Source organism: Pseudomonas sp. FSO-7 (genome assembly GCF_059579345.1).
On sequence record NZ_CM184193.1, the window covers coordinates 2,179,291 to 2,201,996 of the forward strand.

Here is a 22,706-nt window from a genome sequence, read left to right on the forward strand (position 1 = left end):
TAGGGCAGGGCTACCCCCTGTGAAAAGGTGTGGTTAAATACGTGACCGAGCGTTCGCAAAACGCCCCGGCAGGCTTGACAACCCCTAGGCTGAAACGTATGTTTCAAACAAGTGTTTGTCAGGCGGAGTAACCATGGCCCAGTCGGAAACCGTTGAACGCATTCTCGATGCTGCCGAGCAGTTGTTCGCGGAAAAAGGTTTCGCCGAAACCTCATTGCGTCTGATCACCAGCAAGGCCGGGGTGAACCTGGCGGCGGTGAACTATCACTTCGGCTCGAAAAAAGCCTTGATCCAGGCAGTTTTCTCGCGCTTCCTCGGGCCCTTCTGCCTCAGCCTCGATCGTGAGCTGGAGCGGCGCCAGGCCAAGCCCGATGTCAAACCGACCCTGGAAGAACTGCTGGAAATCCTGGTCGAGCAAGCCCTCGTCGTGCAACCGCGCAGCGGTAACGACCTGTCCATTTTCATGCGCCTGCTGGGCCTGGCCTTCAGCCAGAGCCAGGGTCACCTGCGGCGTTACCTGGAAGACATGTACGGCAAGGTTTTCCGTCGCTACATGCTGCTGGTCAACGAAGCCGCACCGCGGATTCCGCCCATCGAGTTGTTCTGGCGGGTGCACTTCATGCTCGGCGCAGCCGCGTTCAGCATGTCCGGCATCAAGGCGCTGCGGGCCATCGCTGAAACCGATTTTGGCGTGAACACGTCGATCGAGCAGGTGATGCGCCTGATGGTGCCGTTCCTGGCGGCCGGCATGCGTGCCGAAAGCGGCGTCACCGATGAGGCCATGGCGGCCGCGCAACTGCGTCCTCGCAGCAAATCGACCCCGGCGCTGGCCAAGGCTTGAGGGCACGGGTGGGCGCGGCTGCCCACATCCGCTAAGCTAGCCGCCCATGCCGACTCTCGTTTCGAACCCGTTCCATTCTTTAGTGCATGACCGCGACCTGCCGGGCCTTGGGCCTGGCGGTGTGGTCATGCCCGTGTCACCGCGCGGGTTCATCGTTATTAAGGAAATGCTATGACAGCTGGCCTGCAAGGCTCGTTGATGGTGGACGTCGCCGGTACCTGGCTGACGGCCGAAGATCGCCACCTGTTGCGCCAGCCCGAGGTAGGCGGCCTGATCATCTTTGCCCGCAATATCGAGCATCCGCGGCAAGTGCGAGAGTTGAGCGCGTCGATTCGCGCCATCCGCCCCGACCTTCTATTGGCCGTCGACCAGGAAGGTGGTCGTGTTCAGCGGCTGCGCCAGGGCTTTGTACGGTTGCCAGCGATGCGGGCGATAGCCGACAACCCGAACGCCGAATACCTGGCCGAGCAGTGCGGCTGGATCATGGCCACCGAAGTGCTGGCGGTTGGTCTCGACCTGAGTTTTGCCCCGGTGCTGGACCTCGATTACCAGCGCAGCGCCGTCGTTGGCAGTCGCTCCTTCGAAGGCGACCCCGAGCGCGCGGCGTTGTTGGCCGGTGCCTTCATCCGGGGCATGAGCGCTGCCGGCATGGCCGCCACCGGCAAGCACTTCCCGGGGCATGGCTGGGCCGAAGCCGATTCCCATGTGGCGATTCCGAACGATGAACGCAGCCTCGAACAGATTCGCGCCAACGACCTGGTGCCGTTTGCCAGGCTGAGCAAGCAACTGGCCGCCGTCATGCCGGCCCATGTGATCTACCCTCAGGTTGATGCCAGTCCGGCTGGATTTTCTAGCCGCTGGTTGCAGGACATCCTGCGCGGCGAGTTGCAATTCGAGGGTGTGATCTTCAGTGATGATCTGTCGATGGCCGGTGCACATGTGGTCGGTGATGCCGCCAGTCGTATCGAGGCGGCGTTGACGGCGGGTTGCGACATGGGGCTGGTGTGCAATGACCGCGCCGCCGCGGAGTTGGCCTTGAGCGCTGCCCAACGCCTGAAGGTCAAGCCTTCGGCGCGGATCGCCCGCATGCGCGGCCAGGCCTACGCGTGCACGGAATACCGCCAGGACCCTCGCTGGCTGGCGGCGCTCGGCGCGCTGAGGGCTGCCCAGCTGATTGATTAGCGTTGAGCAATGTGGGAGCGAGCTTGCTCGCGATGACGGCCGCACAGTCAACATTTGCGGCAACTGACCCACTGCGATCGCGAGCAAGCTCGGTCCCACATTGGAAGTGTGGTGGATTCTGGTTTTTGTGACCGCCGCAACTCCTCCTGTGGGAGCGAGCTTGCTCGCGATGAAGGCCGCACAGTTAACATTTGCGGCAACTGAACCACTGCGATCGCGAGCAGCTCGGCTCCCACAGGGGGGAGTCAGCGCTTTTCCAGTTTGTCCGGCAGCGGTGCGAACAACGCCTCGATATCGTCGCTCTGCAATTTCCAATCTCCGGCTACGCGTCCATCCAGCACGCCGGCCGCGAGGTCGGACTTTTCCTTTTGCAGCAACTGGATCTTCTCTTCCACCGTGCCTCGGGCAATCAGCTTGTAGACGAACACCGGCTTCTCCTGGCCGATGCGATAGGCGCGGTCGGTGGCCTGGTTTTCGGTGGCCGGGTTCCACCACGGGTCGTAGTGAATCACCGTGTCGGCCTCGGTCAGGTTCAGGCCTACGCCACCGGCCTTCAGGCTGATCAGAAAGATCTGACGCTTGCCGCTCTGGAATTCCTTGACGGGCGTGCGACGGTCCCGGGTCTGGCCGGTCAGGATGGCGTACTCGACGCCGCGTTTCTTCAGCTCGTCTTCAATCAGCGCCAACATGGACGTGAACTGGGAAAACAGCAGCACCCGACGGCCTTCTTCGAACAGTTCTTCGAGCATTTCCATCAGGCTGTCGAGCTTGCCCGAGGTGCTGCCTCGGGCGGGCAGGGTGGCGTCGTTGATCAGGCGCAGGTCGCAACACACCTGGCGGAGCTTGAGCAGCGCCTCGAGAATGATGATCTGGCTACGGGCCACGCCTTTGCGGGTGATCTCGTCGCGGACCTTCTTGTCCATCGCCAGGCGCATGGTTTCGTAGACGTCCCGCTGGGCGTCGCTGAGTTCGACCCAATGGATGATCTCGGTCTTGGGTGGCAGCTCCGTCGCCACTTGTTCCTTGGTCCGGCGCAGCAGGAAAGGTTTTATCCGACCGTTGAGGTGCTGCAGTCGTACGTCGCTGCCGCGCTTTTCGATCGGTACGCGGTAATCGCGGTTGAAACTCTTGATGTCCCCGAGCCAGCCCGGCAGCAGGAAGTGAAACAGCGACCACAGTTCGCCCAGGTGATTTTCCAAGGGCGTGCCGGACAGGCACAGCCGCTGGCGGGCGTTCATCTCCCGGGCGGCCTGAGCGGCTTTGCTGGTGGGATTCTTGATGTACTGGGCTTCGTCGAGGATCAGCACGTGCAATGGCTGTGCGGCCAGGCGCTCGACATCCTTGGGCAGCAGGGCATAGGTGGTGAGGACCAGGTCGTAATCGGCCAGTCGTTCGAAATGCTTTTTGCGCCCGGCGCCATACAGGGCCAGTACCTTGAGTTGCGGCGTGAAGTGAGCGGCCTCGTCGAGCCAGTTGGGAATCAGGCTGGTGGGCATGACCACCATGCACGGGCGATCGAGGCGCCCGGCGTTTTTTTCACTGAGAATGTGCGCCAGGGTCTGTAGGGTTTTGCCCAGGCCCATGTCATCCGCGAGGATGCCGCCGACTTCCAGCTGCCTGAGCGATTGCATCCAGCTCAAGCCTTCCAGTTGATAAGGTCGCAGCGTCGCGTTCAGGCCCTCTGGCGCGGTGGCGGTGTAATCCTTGATGTCACGCAGACGCTGGGCCAGGCCGCGAATGTGTTCGCCACCTTCCCAGGTCAGCGGCATGTCCTGCAGCGGGTTCAGCCGCAAGGCGTCCGCGCTGTTGAGGCGCAGTTTGGTGGCGCCGGGCTCTTGCAGGTAAAACTCGCCCAGGGTCGCCAGCACCGGTTTCAGCCGGCCATAGGGCAGGGCCACCTGCTGCGGGCCGAACTCCGAGTTCGGGCGGTTGGGCAGGTTGACCAGGATCAGTTCATCGTCCCGGCGTCTGGCCAGGCGTTCCGGGTTGAACAATTCGATGTGCGAGCGCATCAGGTTCAACAGGATCGGCAGCAGGCTCAGACGCTCGCCGTTGACGATGATCCCCAGTTCCAGGTCGAACCAATCCCGTTCCGGTGTTTCCTCGACCGTGGCGTACCACTCGTCCACCGCCGTCAGGTCGAAGCCGAAGTCTTCGTCGATCTGCAATTCCCAGCCCTGGGTGCGCAGTTTCGGCAGGTCGTTGAGGGTGAACGTCAGCCAGGCACTGTCGTTGACCATTTCGTACAGTTCGCCGGCACTTTCCGGCAGGGCCTTGCTTTGGCGGGTAGCGACCTTGAAGCCGAGGATTCGCAACTGTTCGCGGTAGGACTGTTCCACATCGGTGTGGCGTTTTATCCGCAACGTCTGGGTTTCCTGGCGAATCAGCACGTCGGTGTTGCGCTGGCCGCTGACGTACTCGTCCAGATAGCTGAAGGACAGGGCGGCGCGGTGTTGAATGTAGCGCTGCATCTTGCCGTTGCGTGGCTCGAAGGCGCTGAACTCAATACTGGCCAGCCACAGGCGTGGCACCGGTTGTACGTTGTCGACCAGCACTTGTGGCGGGGCCTTGGGGCTGCGGTTGTCCAGCACGGCCTGGAGTTTTTCCAGCAATTGCGTGTCTTTTTCGGCAGCCGGGTAGGCCAGGGTTTCCTGGACTTGCAGCAACACCGCCGCGCAGTGCTTGCAGTTGATGCGCACCGGGCAGGAGCACGCGGCCTCAAGCAGAATCAGCGCGCCTTTGGCCGACTCCTTAAGGCGAATGGTCTGACGGTAGACATTGCCGCCAGAGCCTTCGCAACTGGCGGTGATGGTGCTGTCGCCGGCCTCGACGATCCTGACGCGGTTTTCCAGCGCGTAACGGCGCCCGCGCTCCAGGCTCTGTTCCTTGAATCGATTGACCCAGGAAGGTGCCAGGGGTTTGCTCAGGGGCGAGGGCATAGGCGCGCCAATCAGTCCGGAATGACTTCAGGTGCCTGCCGTGGTGCGGGCGCGGTCAGCGAAGTGATCTTGATCAACAGGCCGAGGTGGCCGTTGTCGAGGAAGTTCAGTTGGCCATTCTTGGTATGGCTCTGCTGTTTGAGGCGCTCGCTGGCGGTGACCAGGCCATTGGCGTCGATCTGGTTGATCCAGAAATCGGCATCCACGTCGGTGAATCGGCCCAGTTTCAGCTCCAGGGTGCCCTCGATGGGGAATTGCCCGAACTGTTCGGCGCCGTCACTGATGGCGACTTTGCGGCCCTGTTCACCGAGCGTCTGCTGCCAGGCCTTGTGCATCAATACCGTGTATTGGCCGCTGGCCGTGAGCTTCTCGACAATGTTACCCAGGGCCGGCGTGCGCTGGCTGTCCGCGCCCAGGCGTTGCGCGCCGGTGTCCCAGTCTTCCGGTGCCGCGCGGCTGACAATCGCCGGCTCGGCGTTCTGGCGGACCAGAATCATTTCAACCTGATACAGGTCATCGGCAAACGCCAGAGGGGCGACCAGGGTCAACAACAAGGTCAGTGAGCGAAACAGGCGCATGTGGCGTCCTTCAAGCAGTGGTCGGAGTGAGGCGCTCGAACAGCGCCTCTACGGTATTGAAACGCTCTTCCGCGCGTTCCATGGGCACCATGAACTTGAACATCGTGGCACCTTCGAACTTGTAGCGTTTGGGCTGGCCCTGGATCAACTTGATCAGCACCAGCGGGTCGACCGGCGTCTGGGCCTCGAACTCGATCCGGCCGCCGTTGGGGCCGCCGTCGACTTTCTTGATGCCCAGTTGCTCGGCCTTGAGCTTGAGCAGCGTGGTGCGTACCAGGTTCTTGGTCGGTTCCGGCAGCAGGCCGAAGCGGTCGATCATCTCCACTTGCAGGTCCTTGAGGCCTTCTTCGTCGCTGGCCGAGGCGATGCGTTTGTAAAGAATCAGTCGTGCGTGGACGTCCGGCAGGTAGTCTTCCGGGATCAGCGCTGGCACCCGCAGGTTGATTTCCGGCCCGCCGCCCAAGGGCTGGTCGAGGTTCGGCTGCTCGCCCTTGCGGATCGACTTGACCGCCCGTTCGAGCATTTCCATGTACAGGGTGAAGCCGACGGCCTGGATCTGGCCGCTCTGGCCGTCGCCGAGCAGTTCGCCGGCGCCACGGATTTCCAGGTCGTTGGTGGCCAGCACGAAGCCGGCGCCGAGGTCCTGGGTATTGGCGATGGCTTCCAGGCGCTTTTCCGCGTCCGGGGTGATCTGCTGGCGCGGTGGCGTCAACAGGTAGGCATAGGCCTGGTGGTGGCTGCGACCCACCCGGCCGCGCAACTGGTGCAACTGGGCCAGACCGAACTTGTCGGCGCGCTCGATGATGATGGTGTTGGCGCTCGGCACGTCGATGCCGGTCTCGATGATGGTCGAGGCGATCAGTACGTTGAAGCGTTTGTGGTAGAAGTCGCTCATCACCTGTTCGAGTTCGCGTTCGCGCATCTGCCCATGGCCGATACCAATGCGGGCTTCCGGCACCAGTTCGGCGAGATCGGCGGCGCACTTCTCGATGGTCTTCACGTCGTTGTGCAGGTAATAGACCTGGCCGCCCCGCAGCAGCTCGCGCAGCAGGGCTTCCTTGACCGTGCTCTTGTTCTGCTCCATGACAAAGGTGCGCACCGACAGGCGCCGGGCCGGCGGCGTGGCGATGATCGACAGGTCACGCATGCCCGACACTGCCATGTTCAACGTGCGTGGGATCGGCGTGGCGGTCAGGGTCAGGATGTCGACCTCACTGCGCAGGGCCTTGAGCTGTTCTTTCTGGCGCACGCCAAAGCGGTGCTCCTCGTCGATGATCACCAGCCCCAGGTTCTTGATCTTCACGTCGTCCTGCAGCAGCTTGTGCGTGCCGATGACGATGTCGATCTTGCCCTCGGCCAGTTCGGCCACGGCGGCGTTCACTTCCTTGGTGGATTTGAAGCGGCTCATCACTTCCACGGTCACCGGCCAGTCGGCGAAGCGGTCGCGGAAACTGTTGTAGTGCTGCTGGGCGAGCAGGGTGGTCGGAACCAGGATCGCCACCTGCTTGCCGCCGTGCACGGCAATGAACGCGGCGCGCATCGCCACTTCGGTCTTGCCGAAGCCGACGTCGCCACACACCAGCCGATCCATGGGCTTGGGCGCGAGCATGTCGGCGCGCACGGCTTCGATGGTGGTCTGCTGGTCGACGGTTTCTTCGAAGGGGAAACCGGCGCTGAAGGTTTCGTAGTCGGCTTTCGGATCGGCGAAGGCGTAGCCCTCGCGTGCCGCACGACGGGCGTAGATATCGAGCAGTTCGGCGGCCACGTCGCGCACCTGTTCAGCCGCCTTGCGCTTGGCTTTCTGCCAGGTTTCCGAGCCCAGGCGATGCAGCGGTGCGAGGGCGTCGTCGCTGCCGGTGTAGCGGGCGATCAAGTGCAGGTTCGCCACCGGCACGTAGAGCTTGGCGCCCTCGGCGTATTCCAGGGTCAGGAACTCGGCGGCCTGGTTGTCGATTTCCAGTGTCGCCAGGCCCAGGTAGCGGCCCACGCCGTGGTCGATGTGCACCACGGGCGCGCCTTCGCGCAGCTCGGTGAGGTTCTTGATGACGGCGTCGTTGGCGGCGTCGGCGCGTTTCTCGCGACGGCGACGCTGCATGACGCGTTGGCCGAACAAAGGACTTTCGGCCACCAGTGCCAAGGCCGGGTCATCCAGGACCAGGCCGTCGTTCAGCGGCGCGATGGTAATCGCCAGGCGATCCTTGCCGGCGACGAAGTCCGGCCAGCTGTCCACCGTCTTCGGCCGCAGCTTCAGGCGTTCGAGCAACTCCAGCAGCACTTCGCGACGCCCTGCGGATTCGGCGGTGAACAGGACGCGACCGGGAAATGCATCGAGAAAGCCCGCCAGCGCCGCCAGTGGTTGCGTGGCCTTGGCTTCGATGGCCAGGTCCGGCAATGCCTTGGCCGGAAAACGCTCACGGCCGACGCCGGTTTCCACGTCCTGCTGGCTCGCCACCACGCGCGGCCAGTTCTTGAGGCGGGCGAAGCAGTCTTCCACCGGCAGGAACAGCTCGGCCGGTGGCAATAAAGGCCGGGAAGGATCGACGCGACGTTCTTCGTAGCGGTTGCGCACGTCGTTCCAGAAGTTTTCCGCGGCCTGTTCGATGCCCGGCAAGGAAAACACCTGGGTGTCCTGGGGCAGGTAGTCGAACAGGGTCGAGGTTTCTTCGAAAAACAGCGGCAGGTAGTACTCGATGCCGGCGGGGGTAATCCCGCTGCTCAGGTCCTGGAAGATCGGGCAGCGCCGGAAATCCACATCGAAGCGCTCGCGAAAGCGCGCCTTGAAGCGGGTCACGGCGTCTTTCTGCAGCGGGAATTCCTTGGCCGGCAACAGGCGGATCGACTGCACTTTGTCGATGGAGCGCTGGTTTTCCGGGTCGAAGGTGCGCAGGGTCTCGATTTCGTCATCGAACAGGTCGATGCGATACGGCAGTTTGCTGCCCATCGGGAACAGGTCGATCAAGGCGCCACGCACCGCGAACTCGCCGTGCTCGTACACTGTGTCGACGCAGCGATAGCCACTGGCCTCGAGGCGGGTGCGCATTTGTTCGACGTCGAGCTTCTGGCCGATGTCCAGCACCAGGCTGCTGCCGAGCAGGAATTGGGTCGGAGCCAGGCGATGTAGGGCCGTGGTGATCGGCACTACCAAAACGCCATGACTGAGCTCCGGCAGCCGATAAAGGCTGGCGATTCGCTGGGAAATGATGTCCTGGTGCGGTGAAAACAGATCGTAGGGCAGGGTTTCCCAGTCCGGGAAATGCAAGACCGGCAAATCCGGAGCGAAGAAACTCAGCTCCTGTTCCAACCGTTCGGCGCTTTGGCTGTCGGCGGTCAGCAGCAGGGTAAAACGCTTTGCAGCGCTGGCAGCCTCGGCAATGGCCAGGCTCAGGGCGGCACCGGGCAGGTTGCCCCAGTGCTGTTTACCTGCCGCGGCAGGGAGAAGCGGAAGACGCAGAACGGGCACGGAAGATTGAGCTCCAGCATTGCGACAAAGTCGACAATTGTAGCGGGGGAAGGGGGCCGCTGTCAGTCGCAGACTACCCTGGCAGGCAGGAAAACCACGGCGCGACGGGCGCGCATTGCTCCGCCGAGGACTCGGCGGCATAATGTAGCCCCTTTTTTCAGCCCCTACATGTGGAAGGTTACCGTGACTCAGAAGCCCGACCAGTGTCTTGGTGAATGGATTGATCGTGAAGCGCTCGCCGAAGCGATGATCCCTCTCATCGGTCAGCTCTACCGCAATAACAACGTGGTGAGCTCGATCTATGGCCGCAGCCTGATCAACCAGTCTGTCATCGCGATCCTCAAAGCCCACCGCTTTGCTCGCCACCGTTCTTCCGACGACAGCGAACTCTCCGTTCACGAAACATTCCCTCTGCTCAAAGCCATGAGCGAGCTCAAGCTCGGCGCGGCTTCGGTGGACCTGGGCAAGTTGGCGTTCAAATTCCGCAACGAAGGCAATGGCCGTAGCGCCGAGCAGTTCGTGCGTGAAGAGATGGCCGATGTGGTTGGCCAGCAGAACGTTTCGGCTCGCAAAGGCACTGACGTGGTCCTGTACGGTTTCGGTCGTATCGGCCGTCTGCTGGCGCGCATCCTGATCGAAAAAACCGGTGGTGGCGACGGCCTGCGCCTGCGGGCCATCGTGGTGCGCAAGGGTGCCGAAAACGACCTGACCAAGCGTGCCAGCCTGCTGCGTCGTGACTCGGTCCATGGTTCGTTCAACGGCACCATCACCATCGACGAAGAAAACAACACCATCACCGCCAACGGCAACCTGATCCAGGTGATCTACGCGAAGAACCCGACCGAGGTGGACTACACCCAGTACGGTATCAAGGACGCCCTGCTGGTAGACAACACCGGTGTATGGCGTGACGCCGACGGCCTGGGCCAGCACCTGGCCTGCCCGGGTGTCGACCGCGTTGTCCTGACCGCGCCTGGCAAGGGCAAGCTGAAGAATATCGTTCACGGCATCAACCACGGCGACATCACCGCTGACGACAAGATCGTCTCCGCCGCCTCTTGCACCACCAACGCCATCGTTCCGGTGCTCAAGGCCGTGAACGACAAGTTCGGCATCGTCAATGGTCACGTCGAAACGGTTCACTCGTACACCAACGACCAGAACCTGATCGACAACTTCCACAAGGGCGATCGTCGTGGCCGCAGCGCCGCGCTGAACATGGTCATCACCGAGACCGGTGCCGCCACCGCCGCCGCCAAGGCCCTGCCTGAACTGGCCGGCAAGCTGACCGGCAACGCGATCCGTGTGCCGACGCCGAACGTGTCGATGGCCATTCTCAACCTGAACCTTGAGAAAGCCGCCACCCGTGAAGAGATGAACGAGTACCTGCGCTACATGGCGCTGCACTCCGATCTGCATAAGCAGATCGACTTCGTCAATTCCCAGGAAGTGGTGTCCACCGACTTCGTGGGCTCGCGCCACGCCGGTGTCGTGGATGCCGAGGCCACCATCAGCCAAGATAATCGCGTTGTCCTGTACGTCTGGTACGACAACGAATTCGGTTACAGCTGCCAGGTGGTTCGCGTGATGGAAGACATGGCCGGGGTAAACCCGCCAGCGTTCCCGCGCTAAGCCTTAGCCGCAGATGAAAACGCCCCGATTTGTCGGGGCGTTTTTTTTGTCTGGGTTTTGTGTTGCTTGGTCTGGCCTCATCGCGAGCAAGCTCGCTCCCACAGGATGTGTGCGATCAAACTGTGGGAGCGAGCTTGCTCGCGATAGCGATGTGTCAGGCGCCGCCGACGACTGAAGCCTGCGCAGTCCGCAGTTCATGCCGATTGCCCTTGAACAGCACCAGGGTCGCAATCAACCCCAGCACCGCCGCACCACTGAGCCAGATCCCTGGCGCTGCCTTGTTATCCAGCACATGAATCAGATAAGTACAGGCCGCCGGGGTGAACCCGCCGAACGTCGCTGTCGCCAGACTGTAGGCCAGGGAAAAGCCGGTGGTGCGCACCTCGACCGGCATGATTTCCGTCAAGGCGACGACCATTGCACCGTTGTACGATCCATACAGGAACGACAACCACAGCTCGACGATCAGCAAATGGCTGAAGCTGGGGTTCGCCACCAACCAGGACAGCGCCGGATAGGCGGTCAGGATTGCCAGGACAGTCGCACCGAGCAGCAGGGGCTTGCGACCGATCTTGTCGGAAAACGCCCCCATCACTGGCAGCCAGAAGAAATTCGACAAGCCGATGCACACCGTGACCAGCAACGCATCCAGGTCCGACAGGTTCAACTCGGCCTTGCCGAAGGTCGGTGTGTAAGCGGTGATCAGGTAGAACGACACGGTGGTCATGACTACCAACGCCATGCCAGCCAAGACGATGCCGAAGTTCTGGCCGATGGAACGGATGATTTCCGACAGGGTAGGGCGATGTTTTCTCGCCTGGAACTCAGGTGTTTCCTCCAATGAGCGACGGATCACGAATATCGCCGGCACAATCATGCAACCCACCAGGAACGGCACGCGCCAGCCCCAGTCACCCATTTCCTGGGGGCTCAGCCAGTGATTGAGGCCGACCCCCAACAGGCCGGCAAACACCACCGCCGCCTGTTGACTGGCCGATTGCCAACTGACAAAGAAACCCTTGCGCCCCGGCGTGGAGATTTCCGCCAGGTACACCGACACGCCGCCCAGTTCGACACCGGCGGAGAAGCCTTGCAGCAATCGGCCCAGCAGCACCAGCAGAGGGGCCGCTACACCGAGAACGGCGTAGCCTGGTACGCAAGCGATCAGAATGGTGCCCATGGCCATCAGCGCCAGGGTGATGATCAAGCCTTTGCGGCGGCCGTGACGGTCGATGTAGGCGCCGAGGAAAATCGCCCCCAGGGGGCGCATCAGGAACCCGGCACCGAACGTGGCCAGGGACAGCATCAGCGAGGCGAACGCACTGTCGGCGGGGAAGAACGTCTTGGCGATGGCCGTGGCGTAGAAGCCGTAGACCATGAAGTCGAACATCTCCAGGAAGTTGCCGCTGACAACGCGAAAAATCGCCTTGCCATTGCTCGTATTGGAAGACATGGGTAGGTACTCACTCTGGCAAATCTTGTATGAAGGCGCCGTACCCCAGTGGAAGCCTTGTGGGAACCTGTGGGAGCAAAGCTTGCTCGCGATGCAGGCGACACGGTTTAACTGCGAGACCGTGTCATCGTTCATCGCGAGCAAGCTTTGCTCCCACAAGGTTCCATCGGCTCCCACAGGTTTTTTGCGTGCGCTGGCGTTCATAATGGCCGGCGCGGTTTTGAGGGGAGATGAAGATTTGTTAACTGGACGATGGATTGGGCTTGTGATGTTGGCCGGCGTGTTGTCCGGTTGCGGCAACGGCGACACGCTGGAACGTTTCGACGGTCCGACCATGGGCAGTCATTATTCCATTCAGTACGTCAGGCATTCCGCCGGGCCGGGTCCGAAAGAGGTTCAGGCCGAGGTGGAAAACATCCTTGCTGAAGTGGATCGGCAATTCTCGACCTATCGCAGCGACTCGGACATTGAGCGTTTCAATGCGTTGCCGGCCAACAGTTGCCAGGTCATGACTGGGCCGGTCCTGGAGTTGATCCGCGTGGGGGAGCAGTTGTCGGTTCAAAGCGACGGCTCCTTCGACCTGACCGTGGAACCGCTGCTGAACCTGTGGGGCTTCGGTCCCCAATCTCGCGGAGAAACAGTACCCAGCGCCGAAGCGTTGGCCTTGGTGCGTCAGCGCGTCGGTCACGGTCATTTGCGCATTGAGGGCGACCGGTTGTGCAAGGACGCCGCGGTGGAAGTCGACTTCAACAGTATCGCCGCCGGTTATGCCGTCGACCGCATTGCCGCCAGGCTCCAGGCCCTGGGTATCGACAGTTACCTGGCCGAAGCCACCGGCGAGCTCAAGGCCGTCGGGCGCAAACCCGATGGTTCGGCCTGGCGTATCGCCCTGGAAGAACCCCGGGATGACCGGCAAGTGGCCGAGCGTGTCATCGAGGTCAACGGCTACGGCGTTTCCACCTCGGGTGACTACCGTAAATATTTCGAACAGGGCGGCCAGCGTTATTCCCACACCTTTGATGCACGTACGGGGGCGCCGGTCCTACACAACCTTGCGTCGGTCACGGTGATTCATCCTTCGGCGTTGATGGCCGATGGACTATCGACGCTGTTGCTGATTCTCGGTCCTGAACGGGGTTGGGACTATGCCCAGCAGCATGGCATCGGGGTATTTTTCGTATTGCGGGACAATGACCGTTTCGTCGTTCGCACCAATGAAGCCTTTGAGCGGATGACGGGCGGGAAAACCCAATGAGGACATGAGTTGTTCAGCAATGAGTCCGTGGCGAGGGAAATTGCTCCCGCTTGAGTGCGAAGCGCTCACAAGAATGGGGCTGCTGCGCAGCCCAGCGGGAGCAAGCTCCCTCGCCACGGGTTAAATGTTTGACAGCGTTTTGAAAGCATCCCTGTGGCGAAATAGCGCAGGCAAAACTAGCCTACGACGCGACCAAGGGGTAATGTGCGCGGCGTTGACGCTTCTATAGACTGTGGCCGGGCGCGTGAACCGGCCCCAAATTGTTCCTTCATGCCGCAGGCCGGCATGATTTAGCCGTCGGTGCCAAGTGTGGTGCCGCGGCCTGTTCTGAGGAGTACGCATGGCTGTCTACAACTACGACGTGGTGGTACTGGGCTCCGGCCCGGCGGGGGAAGGCGCGGCAATGAACGCCGCCAAGGCAGGGCGCAAGGTGGCGATGGTCGACAGCCGTCGGCAGGTCGGCGGCAACTGCACCCACTTGGGTACCATCCCGTCCAAGGCCTTGCGTCACTCGGTCCGGCAGATCATGCAGTTCAACACCAACCCGATGTTCCGGGCCATTGGCGAGCCGCGCTGGTTCTCCTTCCCGGACGTGCTCAAGAGCGCCGAGAAGGTCATCTCCAAGCAAGTGGCCTCGCGCACCGGCTACTACGCCCGCAACCGCGTGGACGTGTTCTTCGGCACGGGCAGCTTTGCCGACGAGCAGACGGTCGAAGTGGTCTGCGGCAATGGCGTGGTCGAGAAGCTGGTGGCCAAGCACATCATCATCGCCACCGGTTCGCGCCCGTATCGCCCGGCCGACATCGATTTCAACCATGCGCGGATCTACGACAGCGACACCATCCTGAGCCTGGGCCACACCCCGCGTAAGCTCATCGTCTATGGCGCCGGCGTGATCGGCTGCGAATACGCCTCGATCTTCAGCGGTCTGGGTGTGCTGGTGGAACTGGTGGACAACCGCGGCCAGTTGCTGAGCTTCCTGGACTCGGAAATCTCCCAGGCCCTGAGCTATCACTTCAGCAACAACAACATCACCGTGCGCCACAACGAAGACTACGAGCGCGTCGAAGGCGTCGACAATGGCGTGATCCTGCATCTCAAATCCGGCAAGAAGATCAAGGCCGACGCCTTGCTCTGGTGCAACGGCCGTACCGGCAACACCGACACCCTGGGCCTGGAAAATATCGGCGTGAAGGTCAACAGCCGCGGCCAGATCGAAGTCGACGAGAACTACCGCACCTGCGTGCCGAACATCTACGGTGCCGGTGACGTGATCGGCTGGCCGAGCCTGGCCAGTGCTGCCCACGACCAAGGCCGTTCGGCCGCCGGCAGCATTGTCGACAACGGCAGCTGGCGCTTCGTCAACGACGTGCCGACGGGCATCTACACCATTCCGGAGATCAGCTCGATCGGCAAGAACGAGCAGGAGCTGACCCAGGCCAAGGTGCCGTACGAAGTGGGCAAGGCCTTCTTCAAAAGCATGGCCCGCGCGCAGATCGCCGGCGAGCCGCAAGGCATGCTGAAGATCCTGTTCCACCGCGAGACCCTGGAAGTGCTGGGCGTGCACTGCTTTGGCTACCAGGCGTCGGAGATCGTGCACATCGGCCAGGCGATCATGAACCAGCCGGGCGAACTGAACACGTTGAAGTACTTCGTCAACACCACGTTCAACTACCCGACCATGGCCGAAGCCTATCGGGTCGCCGCCTATGACGGGCTCAACCGGCTTTTTTGAGCGGCTCCGGCCGGTGGCCTGAGCCGGCCGGGGAGACCGATTTCAGCAATTCTCGAGCGTGGCAGTGGCCAAACCGGGAAAGTCTGTAATCAGGCTGTCAGCGCCAAAGTCGGCGAGCCTGCGCATCAGCGCGGGCTCGTTGACGGTCCACACCGACACATGCAACCCCTGGCGCTGCGCTTTGACCAGGCGCTCCGGCGTGCACAGGGTCCAGTTCAGCGCCAGGATCTCGCAGCCGTAGCTCTGGGCGACCTTCAACGGATCGAGCCAGGCGTATTCGGCCACCAGTCCGCGGGAGATGTCCGGGGTCAGGTCCAGGGCCGCCTTGAGCACTTCCCGGGAGCTGGAGGTGATGGTGATCTTGTCCAGCAGCCCGAAACGCTGGGCCATTTCACGGATGCCCAGCACCGTGGCCGCGGCGCGGGTGCGCGAGGCGCTCTTGACCTCCAGTTGCCAATGCTCGAAGTCACACTTCTCGAACAGCTCCTCCAGGCGTGGGATCGGGCACGGCTTGATCCAGCCCGGGCCACCCTTGCGCGCATCGTAGGTCACCAGCTCGGCGGCGGAGTGCTCCACCACCTTGCCGCGCCGGTCCGTGGTGCGCTTGAGGGTCGGGTCGTGGATCACCATCAACTCGCCGTCCATTGAAAGATGCAGGTCCAGCTCGCAACGGCGTACGCCGTGCTTGAGGCACTCCTGAAAACCGGTCAGGGTGTTTTCCGGCGCTTCGCCCTTGGCGCCGCGGTGGCCATAAATGAGGGTCACGGTTCTTCCTTATCAATACCTGATTCGTTCAGTTCCCGAGCCAGGCGCCGTTCTTGCGCCTGTTTCTGCAGGATGTAGCGGGCCAGCAACTGGCGCTGGGCGTCGGTCGGGCGTTCGAACTCGGTGCCCACGTCGTAGCCGTCACCCTTGGGATCACAGTGGGTGACCCGCGCCCGCAGCAGCAAGCCGAGGGCCTGGGGCATCAGCACCAGCTTGATCGACAAGTGGGCGCCGACGGCGATTGGCGTGGGGTATTGGAAGTCGATGCCGCCTTCGGAAATGATCACCGGCTGCGGTTCGCCGATTTCGCCGAGCACTGTCAGGGCGATGACCTGGCTGAGCAGGTCGATGCGTTTGTTCATCGCCTTGAGGTACGCCGCGACGCTGCGTTCGCGCTCGCTGATCTGGCGCAGCAGGTGCTGTGATTCGAATTCGCTCAGGTGCAATTCACTGAGCAGGTTGAACAATGGAGAAGCATCCTGCAACACTTCCTGACCAGCAGCTTCAGGAATGGACAGGGGCCGAATTTCCAGTGCGATCATGTCCTCGATACGGTAGTATTCGCGGCGATCTTCTTCATCTAATGTCGACATGGCGAACCCATGGTAGCGGCGGTGGTCTGAGTGTAAAGCTGGTTTGTGACCCCCGCCACAAGGACGTTCCTTTTCCCTCCGAACAAGCCCCGACATGTTCAGACCTCTCTTCGTATTTATCGGCACGCGTTATACCCGTGCAAAGCGCCGCAATCATTTCGTATCGTTCATTTCCCTGACGTCCATCATCGGACTGGCCCTTGGCGTGGTCGTGATGATCGTCGTGCTCTCGGTGATGAACGGCTTCGACCATGAGATGCGCACCCGCGTGCTGGGCATGGTGCCCCACGCGACCCTCGAAACCGGTGAAGCCATCAGCGACTGGCCGAGCCTGGCCGCCAAGGTCAAGCAGAACCCGCAGGTGCTGGCCGTGGCGCCATTCATCCAGATGCAGGGGTTGCTGACCAACGACGGCAAGGTGTCCAAGGTGTTGCTCAATGGCATCGACCCCGGGCTGGAGCGGCAGGTATCGATCATCGATAACTTCATGCAACAAGGCAAACTCGACGACCTGGCGCCTGGCAGCTTTGGTATCGTCATCGGCGACAAGGCGGCGGCCAAGCTCGGCGTTGCCATCGGCGACAAGCTGACGTTCGTCGCCCCGGAGGTCACCGTGACCCCGGGTGGCATGTTCCCGCGCATGAAACGCTTTACCGTGGTCGGCATTTTTCACGTCGGCGCCGGCGAGCTGGACGGTTACCTGGGGGTCACCAACCTCCAGGACCTGGCCCGCCTGCACCGCTGGAAGCCGGATCAGGTCCAGGGCCTGCGGTTGAAGTTCGACGACCTGTTCCAAGCCCCGCGCGTGGCGTGGACCATCGCCCAGCAGCTTGGCGAAGACCGTTACTACGCCCGGGACTGGACCCGCACCCACGGCAACCTGTACCAGGCGATCCGCATGGAAAAAGCCATGATCGGCCTGCTGCTGTTGCTGATCGTCGCCGTGGCGGCGTTCAACATCATTTCCACGCTGGTGATGGTGGTGAACGACAAGAAGGGCGATATCGCCATCTTGCGCACCCTCGGCGCCACGCCGGGGCAGATCATGCGGATCTTCATGGTCCAGGGCACGGTCATTGGCGTGATCGGTACGTTCGTGGGAGCCCTGGTCGGGATGTTCGCCGCACTGAATGTCAGCGCCGCGATCGCCGCCCTCGAAGGCCTGATCGGGCACAAGTTTCTCAACGCCGACGTGTACTTCATCGACTACCTGCCCTCGCAGTTGCAGGCCGATGACGTGTTGATGGTCTGCGGCGCTGCGTTGGTCCTGAGTTTCCTCGCCACCCTGTATCCTGCCTGGCGTGCCGCGCGCACCCAGCCTGCGGAGGCGTTACGTTATGAGTGAGTCGGGCATGAGTGAAAAAGCAATCTTGAGCTGCCGCAACCTGGGCAAATCCTACGAGGAAGGCCCGGAGTCGGTGGTGGTGTTGTCGGGCCTGCAACTGGAATTGCACCCTGGCGAGCGCGTGGCGATTGTCGGCACCTCCGGGTCGGGCAAGAGCACCTTGCTCAACCTGCTGGGTGGCCTGGATACGCCGACCGCCGGCAGTGTCTGGCTGGCCGGCGAAGAACTGTCGGCGCTGAACGAGAAGGCCCGCGGCCTGCTGCGTAACCGTTCCCTGGGCTTCGTCTACCAGTTCCACCATTTGCTGCCCGAGTTCACCGCGCTGGAAAACGTCTGCATGCCGCTGTTGATCGGTCGCACGGCGATTCCTGAAGCCCGTCAGCGCGCCACGGCATTGCTGGAGCGGGTAGGGCTGGGCCATCGCCTGGAACACAAGCCGGCCGAACTGTCCGGTGGCGAACGCCAGCGCGTAGCGATTGCCCGGGCCCTGGTCAACAAACCTGGCCTGGTGATGCTCGATGAGCCGACCGGCAACCTTGATTCCCACACCGCCCAAGGCATCCAGGACTTGATGCTGGAGCTCAGCACCTCGATGCGCACGGCGTTCCTGGTGGTGACTCACGACATGAACCTGGCCCGGCAGATGGACCGCGTCCTGCACTTGCAGGAAGGTTGCCTGACGCCCATCTGACCGACCGAAACCCGGCACTTGAAACCCGTGCCGGGTCTTTTATTTTCATACGGTGCCCCGCGAATGTTCAGACCGTTATCGATCTTTATCGGCACGCGCTATACCCGCGCCAAGCGCCGCAATCGCTTTGTTTCGTTCATCTCCATGACCTCGATGATCGGCCTCGCCCTGGGTGTGCTGGCGATGATCGTGGTGTTGTCGGTGATGAACGGCTTCCAGCGCGAAATGAGCTCGCGCATCCTCGGCATGGTGCCCCACGCCACCATCGTCGGCGTCAATCCGATCGACGACTGGCAGCCGGTGGCCGCCGCGGCGCTGAAGAATCCTGAAGTCACCGCTGCCGTGCCGTTTACCGAGATGGAGGGCATGCTGAGCCATAAAGGTTCGATGCAGCCGATCCAGATCAGCGGCATCGATCCGGCCCAGGAAGGCAAGGTGTCCATCGTTGCCCAGCATATCGTCCAGGGGCGTCTCGATGCCTTGAAGCCGGGCGAATATGGCGTGGTCATCGGTGAGATCACGGCCCGGCGTTTCCGTTTGAATGTCGGTGACAAACTGACGTTGATCGTGCCGGAAGTCAGCACCGCGCCGGGCGGCATCACCCCGCGGATGCAGCGCTTGAACGTCGTGGGTGTGTTCAAGGTCGGTGCCGAGCTGGACGGTTCCATGGCCCTGATCCACCTGGCTGACGCCGCGCAGATGCAGCATTGGCAGCCGAACCAGGTGCAAAGCGTGCGCCTGGCGGTGAAGGACTTGTACGCGGCGCCGAAGGTCTCTGGTGACATCGCCACCGGCCTTGGCGTGGATTACAAGGCTGACGACTGGACCCATACCCAGGGCAGCCTGTTCAGCGCCATGAAAATGGAAAAAACCATGATTGGCTTGCTGTTGCTGATGATCGTCGCGGTAGCGGCGTTCAACATCATCGCCACGCTGATCATGGTGGTGAACGACAAGGGCGCGGACATCGCGATCCTGCGCACCATCGGCGCCACGCCGCGGCAGATCATGGCGATCTTCATGGTCCAGGGCACGGTGATTGGCGTCGTTGGCACGCTCATTGGCGGCGTGCTGGGGGTGATCGCGGCGTTGAACGTCAGTGCGCTGGTGGGCTGGCTGGAACGGGTCAGCGGCCAGCACATCTTCAGTTCCGATGTGTATTTCGTCAGCAACCTGCCGTCGGAGCTGCAGCGTGGCGATGTGGTGCTGATCTGCTCGGCCGGGTTCATCCTGAGCTTCCTCGCCACGGTGTACCCGGCGTGGCGTGCGGCGAAGATCGAACCTGCGCAGGCGTTGCGCTACTCCTGAGGCCCTCGCGGACGCTGAGGCCGCCCTGTTTAGGGACGGGAACACGACCCCCTGTGGCGAGGGAGCTTGCTCCCGCTGGAGCGCGAAGCGCTCCCAAAAAACCTGAAAGTCTGCACGTCATGCGCATGAACGCGCAGCTTTTGGGGCTGCTGCGCAGCCCAGCGAGAGCAAGCTCCCTCGCCACAAAGGGTTGTGTCAGAGCTCAATCCCCCTTCGGCAACTCAATCACAAACCGCGTCCAGCCATCGGCCGATTCACAGCGAATCTGCCCGCCATGGGCGCGGATGATCGAGCGGGTAATCGCCAGCCCGAGCCCCGCGTGTTCGCTGCTGCCTTCCTGGCGAGCCGGGTCGGCGCGGTAGAAACGGTCGAACAGGCGCGGCAGCAAGTCCGCTGGAATCCCCTCGCCACTGTTTTCCACACTTACGCTCACCCCTTGAGCCCCATCGACCATTCGCACCCGCACTTCGCCGCCAACGGGGGTGAAGCGCAGGGCGTTGTCCAGCAGGTTGGAAAGGGCCCGGCGCAACATGTTGCGGTCACCCTCGATACGGCTTTCGCCCTCGCGGCTCAGGCACACATTGGCGTCTTCGGCCAGGGGCGCGAAAAAATCCAGCAACACGTCCACTTCCTCGGCCAATTGCAGCGGTTCCCGATTGAGCGCCAGCAGGCCATGGTCGGCCTTGGCCAGGTACAACATGTCGTTGACCAGTTGCGCCATCCATTGCAGTTCTTCGAGGTTGCTGTGCAACGCCTCGCGGTAATCCTCCAGGGAGCGTTCGCGGGTGAGGGTGACCTGGGTGTGGGTCAGCAGGTTCGACAGCGGCGTGCGCAACTCATGGGCGATGTCGGCCGAGAACGCCGAGAGCCGCTGAAACGCATCGTCGAGGCGTCCGAGCATGGCGTTGATGCTGTGGGCCAATTCCGCCAGTTCGGCGGGCATTTGCTCTTCAGGCAGCCGGGCGTTGAGGGAACGGGCCGAGACGTTGCCGGCGATGGCACCCATGCGTCGCAACGGCCGTAAGGCCCGCCGGGCGGCCCAGGCCCCCAGTAGCGCGGTGGCCAGGGCCGAGAGACCGACGGTCAGCCAGATCAGCCGTTGCATGCGTTGCAGGAAGTGCTGGTGATGGGTGATGTCCAGCAACAGGGTCAGTTGCGGCGAATCGGCTCGGCCTGGATACAGCGGCGCATTCAACACCCGGTAATCGTTGTCGGCATCGCTGAGGGTCGACAGGCCGGGACGCTCCGGCAACTGAGGCGGAATCCGGATCGAGCTGTCGTACCAACGCACGCCGTCGCTGCCTTTGATGCGCAGCGCCAGGTCGGCCTGGCGGCTCAGCTCATCTTCCAGTCGGCGCTGGGTCTGCTCGGCGTCGAGGTCTTGCAGGGCCCGGCGCAGGCCGATCAGCTTGCCTTCGAGCAGTTGCTGGTCCAGCTCAATGAAATGCGCCTCGCTGCCACGGCTGAACAAGACCCCGGCGAACAAGGACACCACTGCGGTGCAGGCGGCGAACAGCAGCGCCAGGCGGCTGCTCAGTGACCACCGGCCCCTCACAGGCTGCGCTCTTCAAGCACGTAGCCCATGCCCCGCACGGTGTGGATGAGCTTATTGGGGAACTCATCGTCGATCTTGATGCGCAGTCGCCGGATGGCAACTTCGATGACGTTGGTGTCGCTGTCGAAGTTCATGTCCCAGACCTGGGAGGCGATCAGCGATTTGGGCAACACTTCACCCTGGCGGCGCAGGAGCATTTCCAGTAAGGCGAACTCCTTGGCGGTGAGGTCGATGCGCCGACCGCTGCGTTCGACACGGCGGCGGATCAGGTCCAGGCGCAAGTCGGCCAGTTGCAGGCTGGTTTCCTGTTGCGTCGAACTGCCTCGGCGCAACAGGCTGCGCACCCGCGCCAGCAACTCGGAAAAGGCAAAGGGCTTGACCAGGTAATCATCGGCGCCCAGCTCCAGGCCGTGGACCCGATCCTGTACCGCGTCCCGCGCGGTGAGGAACAGCACCGGAGTATCCAGGCCGGCCCCGCGGACGGCTTGCAGGATCTGCCAGCCATCGCGACCGGGCAACATCACGTCGAGGATCAGCAAGGCGTATTCACCGCTCAAGGCCAGTTGCTGGCCGGTGACGCCGTCGGCCACCAGGTCGGCGTTGAACCCGGCTTCGCCCAGGCCCTGGCGCAGGTATTGGCCGGTTTTGGTTTGGTCTTCGACGATCAGCAGTTTCATGGGCGGCTCAAGGCAGGGTTGGGACGAGGGCGTTATACCGTGGCAGGCGTGCTCGTGGCGCAACCTGACAAAGTTGTAATCGAGCGGTCAGCCGACTGGCAGGCCTGCAACGGTAAAGTTTCCCACAGGCTGAATCTGATTGGAGTATGGACATGTTGATGGGAAACCGCTTGATCCTGGCCGCTTACGCACTGGCCGCTTACGCACTGGCCTTCAGTGCGCCGTTGTGGGCGTCGCCGGGCCATTTCGATTTTGGCCAGCCCGCGCCGACGGCCAAGGCCAGTCGTAGCATCGAGGTGGTGATGGGCGACATGACGTTCGATCCCGGAGCCCTTGAGATCAAGGCTGGCGAGACGGTTCGGTTCGTGCTGATCAACAAGGGCCAGTTGCTCCACGAATTCAACCTGGGCAACGCGGCCATGCACGCCGACCATCAACAGGAAATGCTCAAGATGCAGCAAAGCGGCCAGTTGCTGCCAACCGCGATGAAGCCGGGGATGGATCACGCCGCCATGGGCCACGACCAGGCGAGCATGCGCCACGATGACCCCAACAGCGTGTTGGTGGAACCGGGCAAGACCGCCGAGCTGACCTGGACCTTCAGCCAGGCCGCGCGCCTGGAGTTTGCCTGCAATGTTCCTGGTCACTACCAGGCCGGGATGAAGGGCGACCTGACAGTCAGTCAGTAAGCACTCAA

General features: G+C 62.3%; 17 protein-coding genes. 9 read left to right on the plus strand and 8 right to left on the minus strand.

The genetic code is table 11. The features are described 5' to 3' along the window. Nucleotides 1-133: 133 nt before the first annotated feature. Nucleotides 134-841, plus strand: coding sequence for a TetR/AcrR family transcriptional regulator (locus AC515T_RS09555; RefSeq protein ID WP_013692622.1), 708 nt, complete (start codon nt 134-136; stop codon nt 839-841). A gap of 183 nt (nt 842-1,024) precedes the next feature. Continuing rightward, nucleotides 1,025-2,023, plus strand: coding sequence for a beta-N-acetylhexosaminidase (gene nagZ, locus AC515T_RS09560; protein WP_496533098.1), 999 nt, complete (start codon nt 1,025-1,027; stop codon nt 2,021-2,023). 245 nt (nt 2,024-2,268) lie between these two features. Here nagZ and AC515T_RS09565 read toward each other — a convergent pair whose 3' ends face one another. From AC515T_RS09565 to mfd, 3 genes are read right to left on the minus strand one after another with little or no spacing between them, the layout of a single operon-like run. Beyond that, nucleotides 2,269-4,962, minus strand: a complete 2,694-nt coding sequence (locus AC515T_RS09565) for an SNF2-related protein (protein ID WP_496532266.1) — start codon at nt 4,960-4,962, stop codon at nt 2,269-2,271. 11 nt (nt 4,963-4,973) lie between these two features. Beyond that, nucleotides 4,974-5,540 (minus strand): CsiV family protein, encoded by a 567-nt coding sequence (locus AC515T_RS09570; protein WP_496532267.1) that lies wholly within the window; start codon nt 5,538-5,540, stop codon nt 4,974-4,976. Between the two features lie 10 nt (nt 5,541-5,550). Beyond that, entirely contained in the window at nt 5,551-9,000 is a 3,450-nt protein-coding gene (gene mfd / locus AC515T_RS09575; RefSeq protein ID WP_496532268.1) for a transcription-repair coupling factor, read from the minus strand. 168 nt (nt 9,001-9,168) lie between these two features. Between mfd and AC515T_RS09580 the strand changes: the two genes are divergently transcribed. Then, on the plus strand, nt 9,169-10,632 hold the full coding sequence (locus tag AC515T_RS09580) for a glyceraldehyde-3-phosphate dehydrogenase (protein ID WP_092197341.1): 1,464 nt from the start codon (nt 9,169-9,171) through the stop codon (nt 10,630-10,632). A 154-nt stretch (nt 10,633-10,786) separates the two neighbouring features. On the opposite strand, the gene AC515T_RS09585 is transcribed toward AC515T_RS09580, so the two are convergent. After that, the gene (locus tag AC515T_RS09585; RefSeq protein ID WP_496532269.1) at nt 10,787-12,085 is read right to left on the minus strand and encodes an MFS transporter; all 1,299 of its coding nucleotides are present in this window, start codon (nt 12,083-12,085) and stop codon (nt 10,787-10,789) included. A gap of 268 nt (nt 12,086-12,353) precedes the next feature. Between AC515T_RS09585 and AC515T_RS09590 the strand changes: the two genes are divergently transcribed. Together AC515T_RS09590 and sthA are read left to right on the plus strand one after the other, a co-directional pair. Next, entirely contained in the window at nt 12,354-13,340 is a 987-nt protein-coding gene (locus AC515T_RS09590) for an FAD:protein FMN transferase (RefSeq protein WP_496533099.1), read from the plus strand. Between the two features lie 340 nt (nt 13,341-13,680). After that, nucleotides 13,681-15,075 carry a Si-specific NAD(P)(+) transhydrogenase gene (gene sthA, locus AC515T_RS09595; protein ID WP_245142796.1) on the plus strand — a complete coding sequence of 465 codons (1,395 nt, stop codon included), beginning with the start codon at nt 13,681-13,683 and terminating at the stop codon, nt 15,073-15,075. 42 nt (nt 15,076-15,117) lie between these two features. Here the strand turns inward: sthA and AC515T_RS09600 are convergent, their stop codons facing one another. Beyond that, nucleotides 15,118-15,840 (minus strand): glycerophosphodiester phosphodiesterase, encoded by a 723-nt coding sequence (locus AC515T_RS09600; RefSeq protein ID WP_116831868.1) that lies wholly within the window; start codon nt 15,838-15,840, stop codon nt 15,118-15,120. Next, entirely contained in the window at nt 15,837-16,433 is a 597-nt protein-coding gene (locus tag AC515T_RS09605; RefSeq protein ID WP_496532270.1) for a PilZ domain-containing protein, read from the minus strand. Before AC515T_RS09605 ends, AC515T_RS09600 begins: the two co-directional genes overlap by 4 nt. Nucleotides 16,434-16,527: 94 nt before the next feature. Here AC515T_RS09605 and AC515T_RS09610 point away from each other — a divergent pair, with 94 nt between their 5' ends. The 3 genes from AC515T_RS09610 to AC515T_RS09620 all read left to right on the plus strand — a co-directional run bounded on the left by AC515T_RS09610 (nt 16,528) and on the right by AC515T_RS09620 (nt 19,777). After that, on the plus strand, nt 16,528-17,778 hold the full coding sequence (locus AC515T_RS09610) for a lipoprotein-releasing ABC transporter permease subunit (RefSeq protein ID WP_122567952.1): 1,251 nt from the start codon (nt 16,528-16,530) through the stop codon (nt 17,776-17,778). A gap of 7 nt (nt 17,779-17,785) precedes the next feature. After that, the gene (gene lolD, locus AC515T_RS09615) at nt 17,786-18,469 is read left to right on the plus strand and encodes a lipoprotein-releasing ABC transporter ATP-binding protein LolD (protein WP_162843734.1); all 684 of its coding nucleotides are present in this window, start codon (nt 17,786-17,788) and stop codon (nt 18,467-18,469) included. Between the two features lie 63 nt (nt 18,470-18,532). Beyond that, nucleotides 18,533-19,777, plus strand: coding sequence for a lipoprotein-releasing ABC transporter permease subunit (locus AC515T_RS09620; RefSeq protein WP_496532271.1), 1,245 nt, complete (start codon nt 18,533-18,535; stop codon nt 19,775-19,777). Between the two features lie 202 nt (nt 19,778-19,979). Here the strand turns inward: AC515T_RS09620 and AC515T_RS09625 are convergent, their stop codons facing one another. Together AC515T_RS09625 and AC515T_RS09630 are read right to left on the minus strand one after the other, a co-directional pair. After that, nucleotides 19,980-21,332, minus strand: coding sequence for a heavy metal sensor histidine kinase (locus AC515T_RS09625; protein WP_496532272.1), 1,353 nt, complete (start codon nt 21,330-21,332; stop codon nt 19,980-19,982). After that, nucleotides 21,329-22,009, minus strand: a complete 681-nt coding sequence (locus AC515T_RS09630) for a heavy metal response regulator transcription factor (RefSeq protein ID WP_092326901.1) — start codon at nt 22,007-22,009, stop codon at nt 21,329-21,331. Before AC515T_RS09630 ends, AC515T_RS09625 begins: the two co-directional genes overlap by 4 nt. A 152-nt stretch (nt 22,010-22,161) precedes the next feature. Between AC515T_RS09630 and copI the strand changes: the two genes are divergently transcribed. After that, on the plus strand, nt 22,162-22,698 hold the full coding sequence (gene copI / locus AC515T_RS09635) for a copper-resistant cuproprotein CopI (protein ID WP_496532273.1): 537 nt from the start codon (nt 22,162-22,164) through the stop codon (nt 22,696-22,698). Nucleotides 22,699-22,706 lie beyond the last annotated feature (8 nt).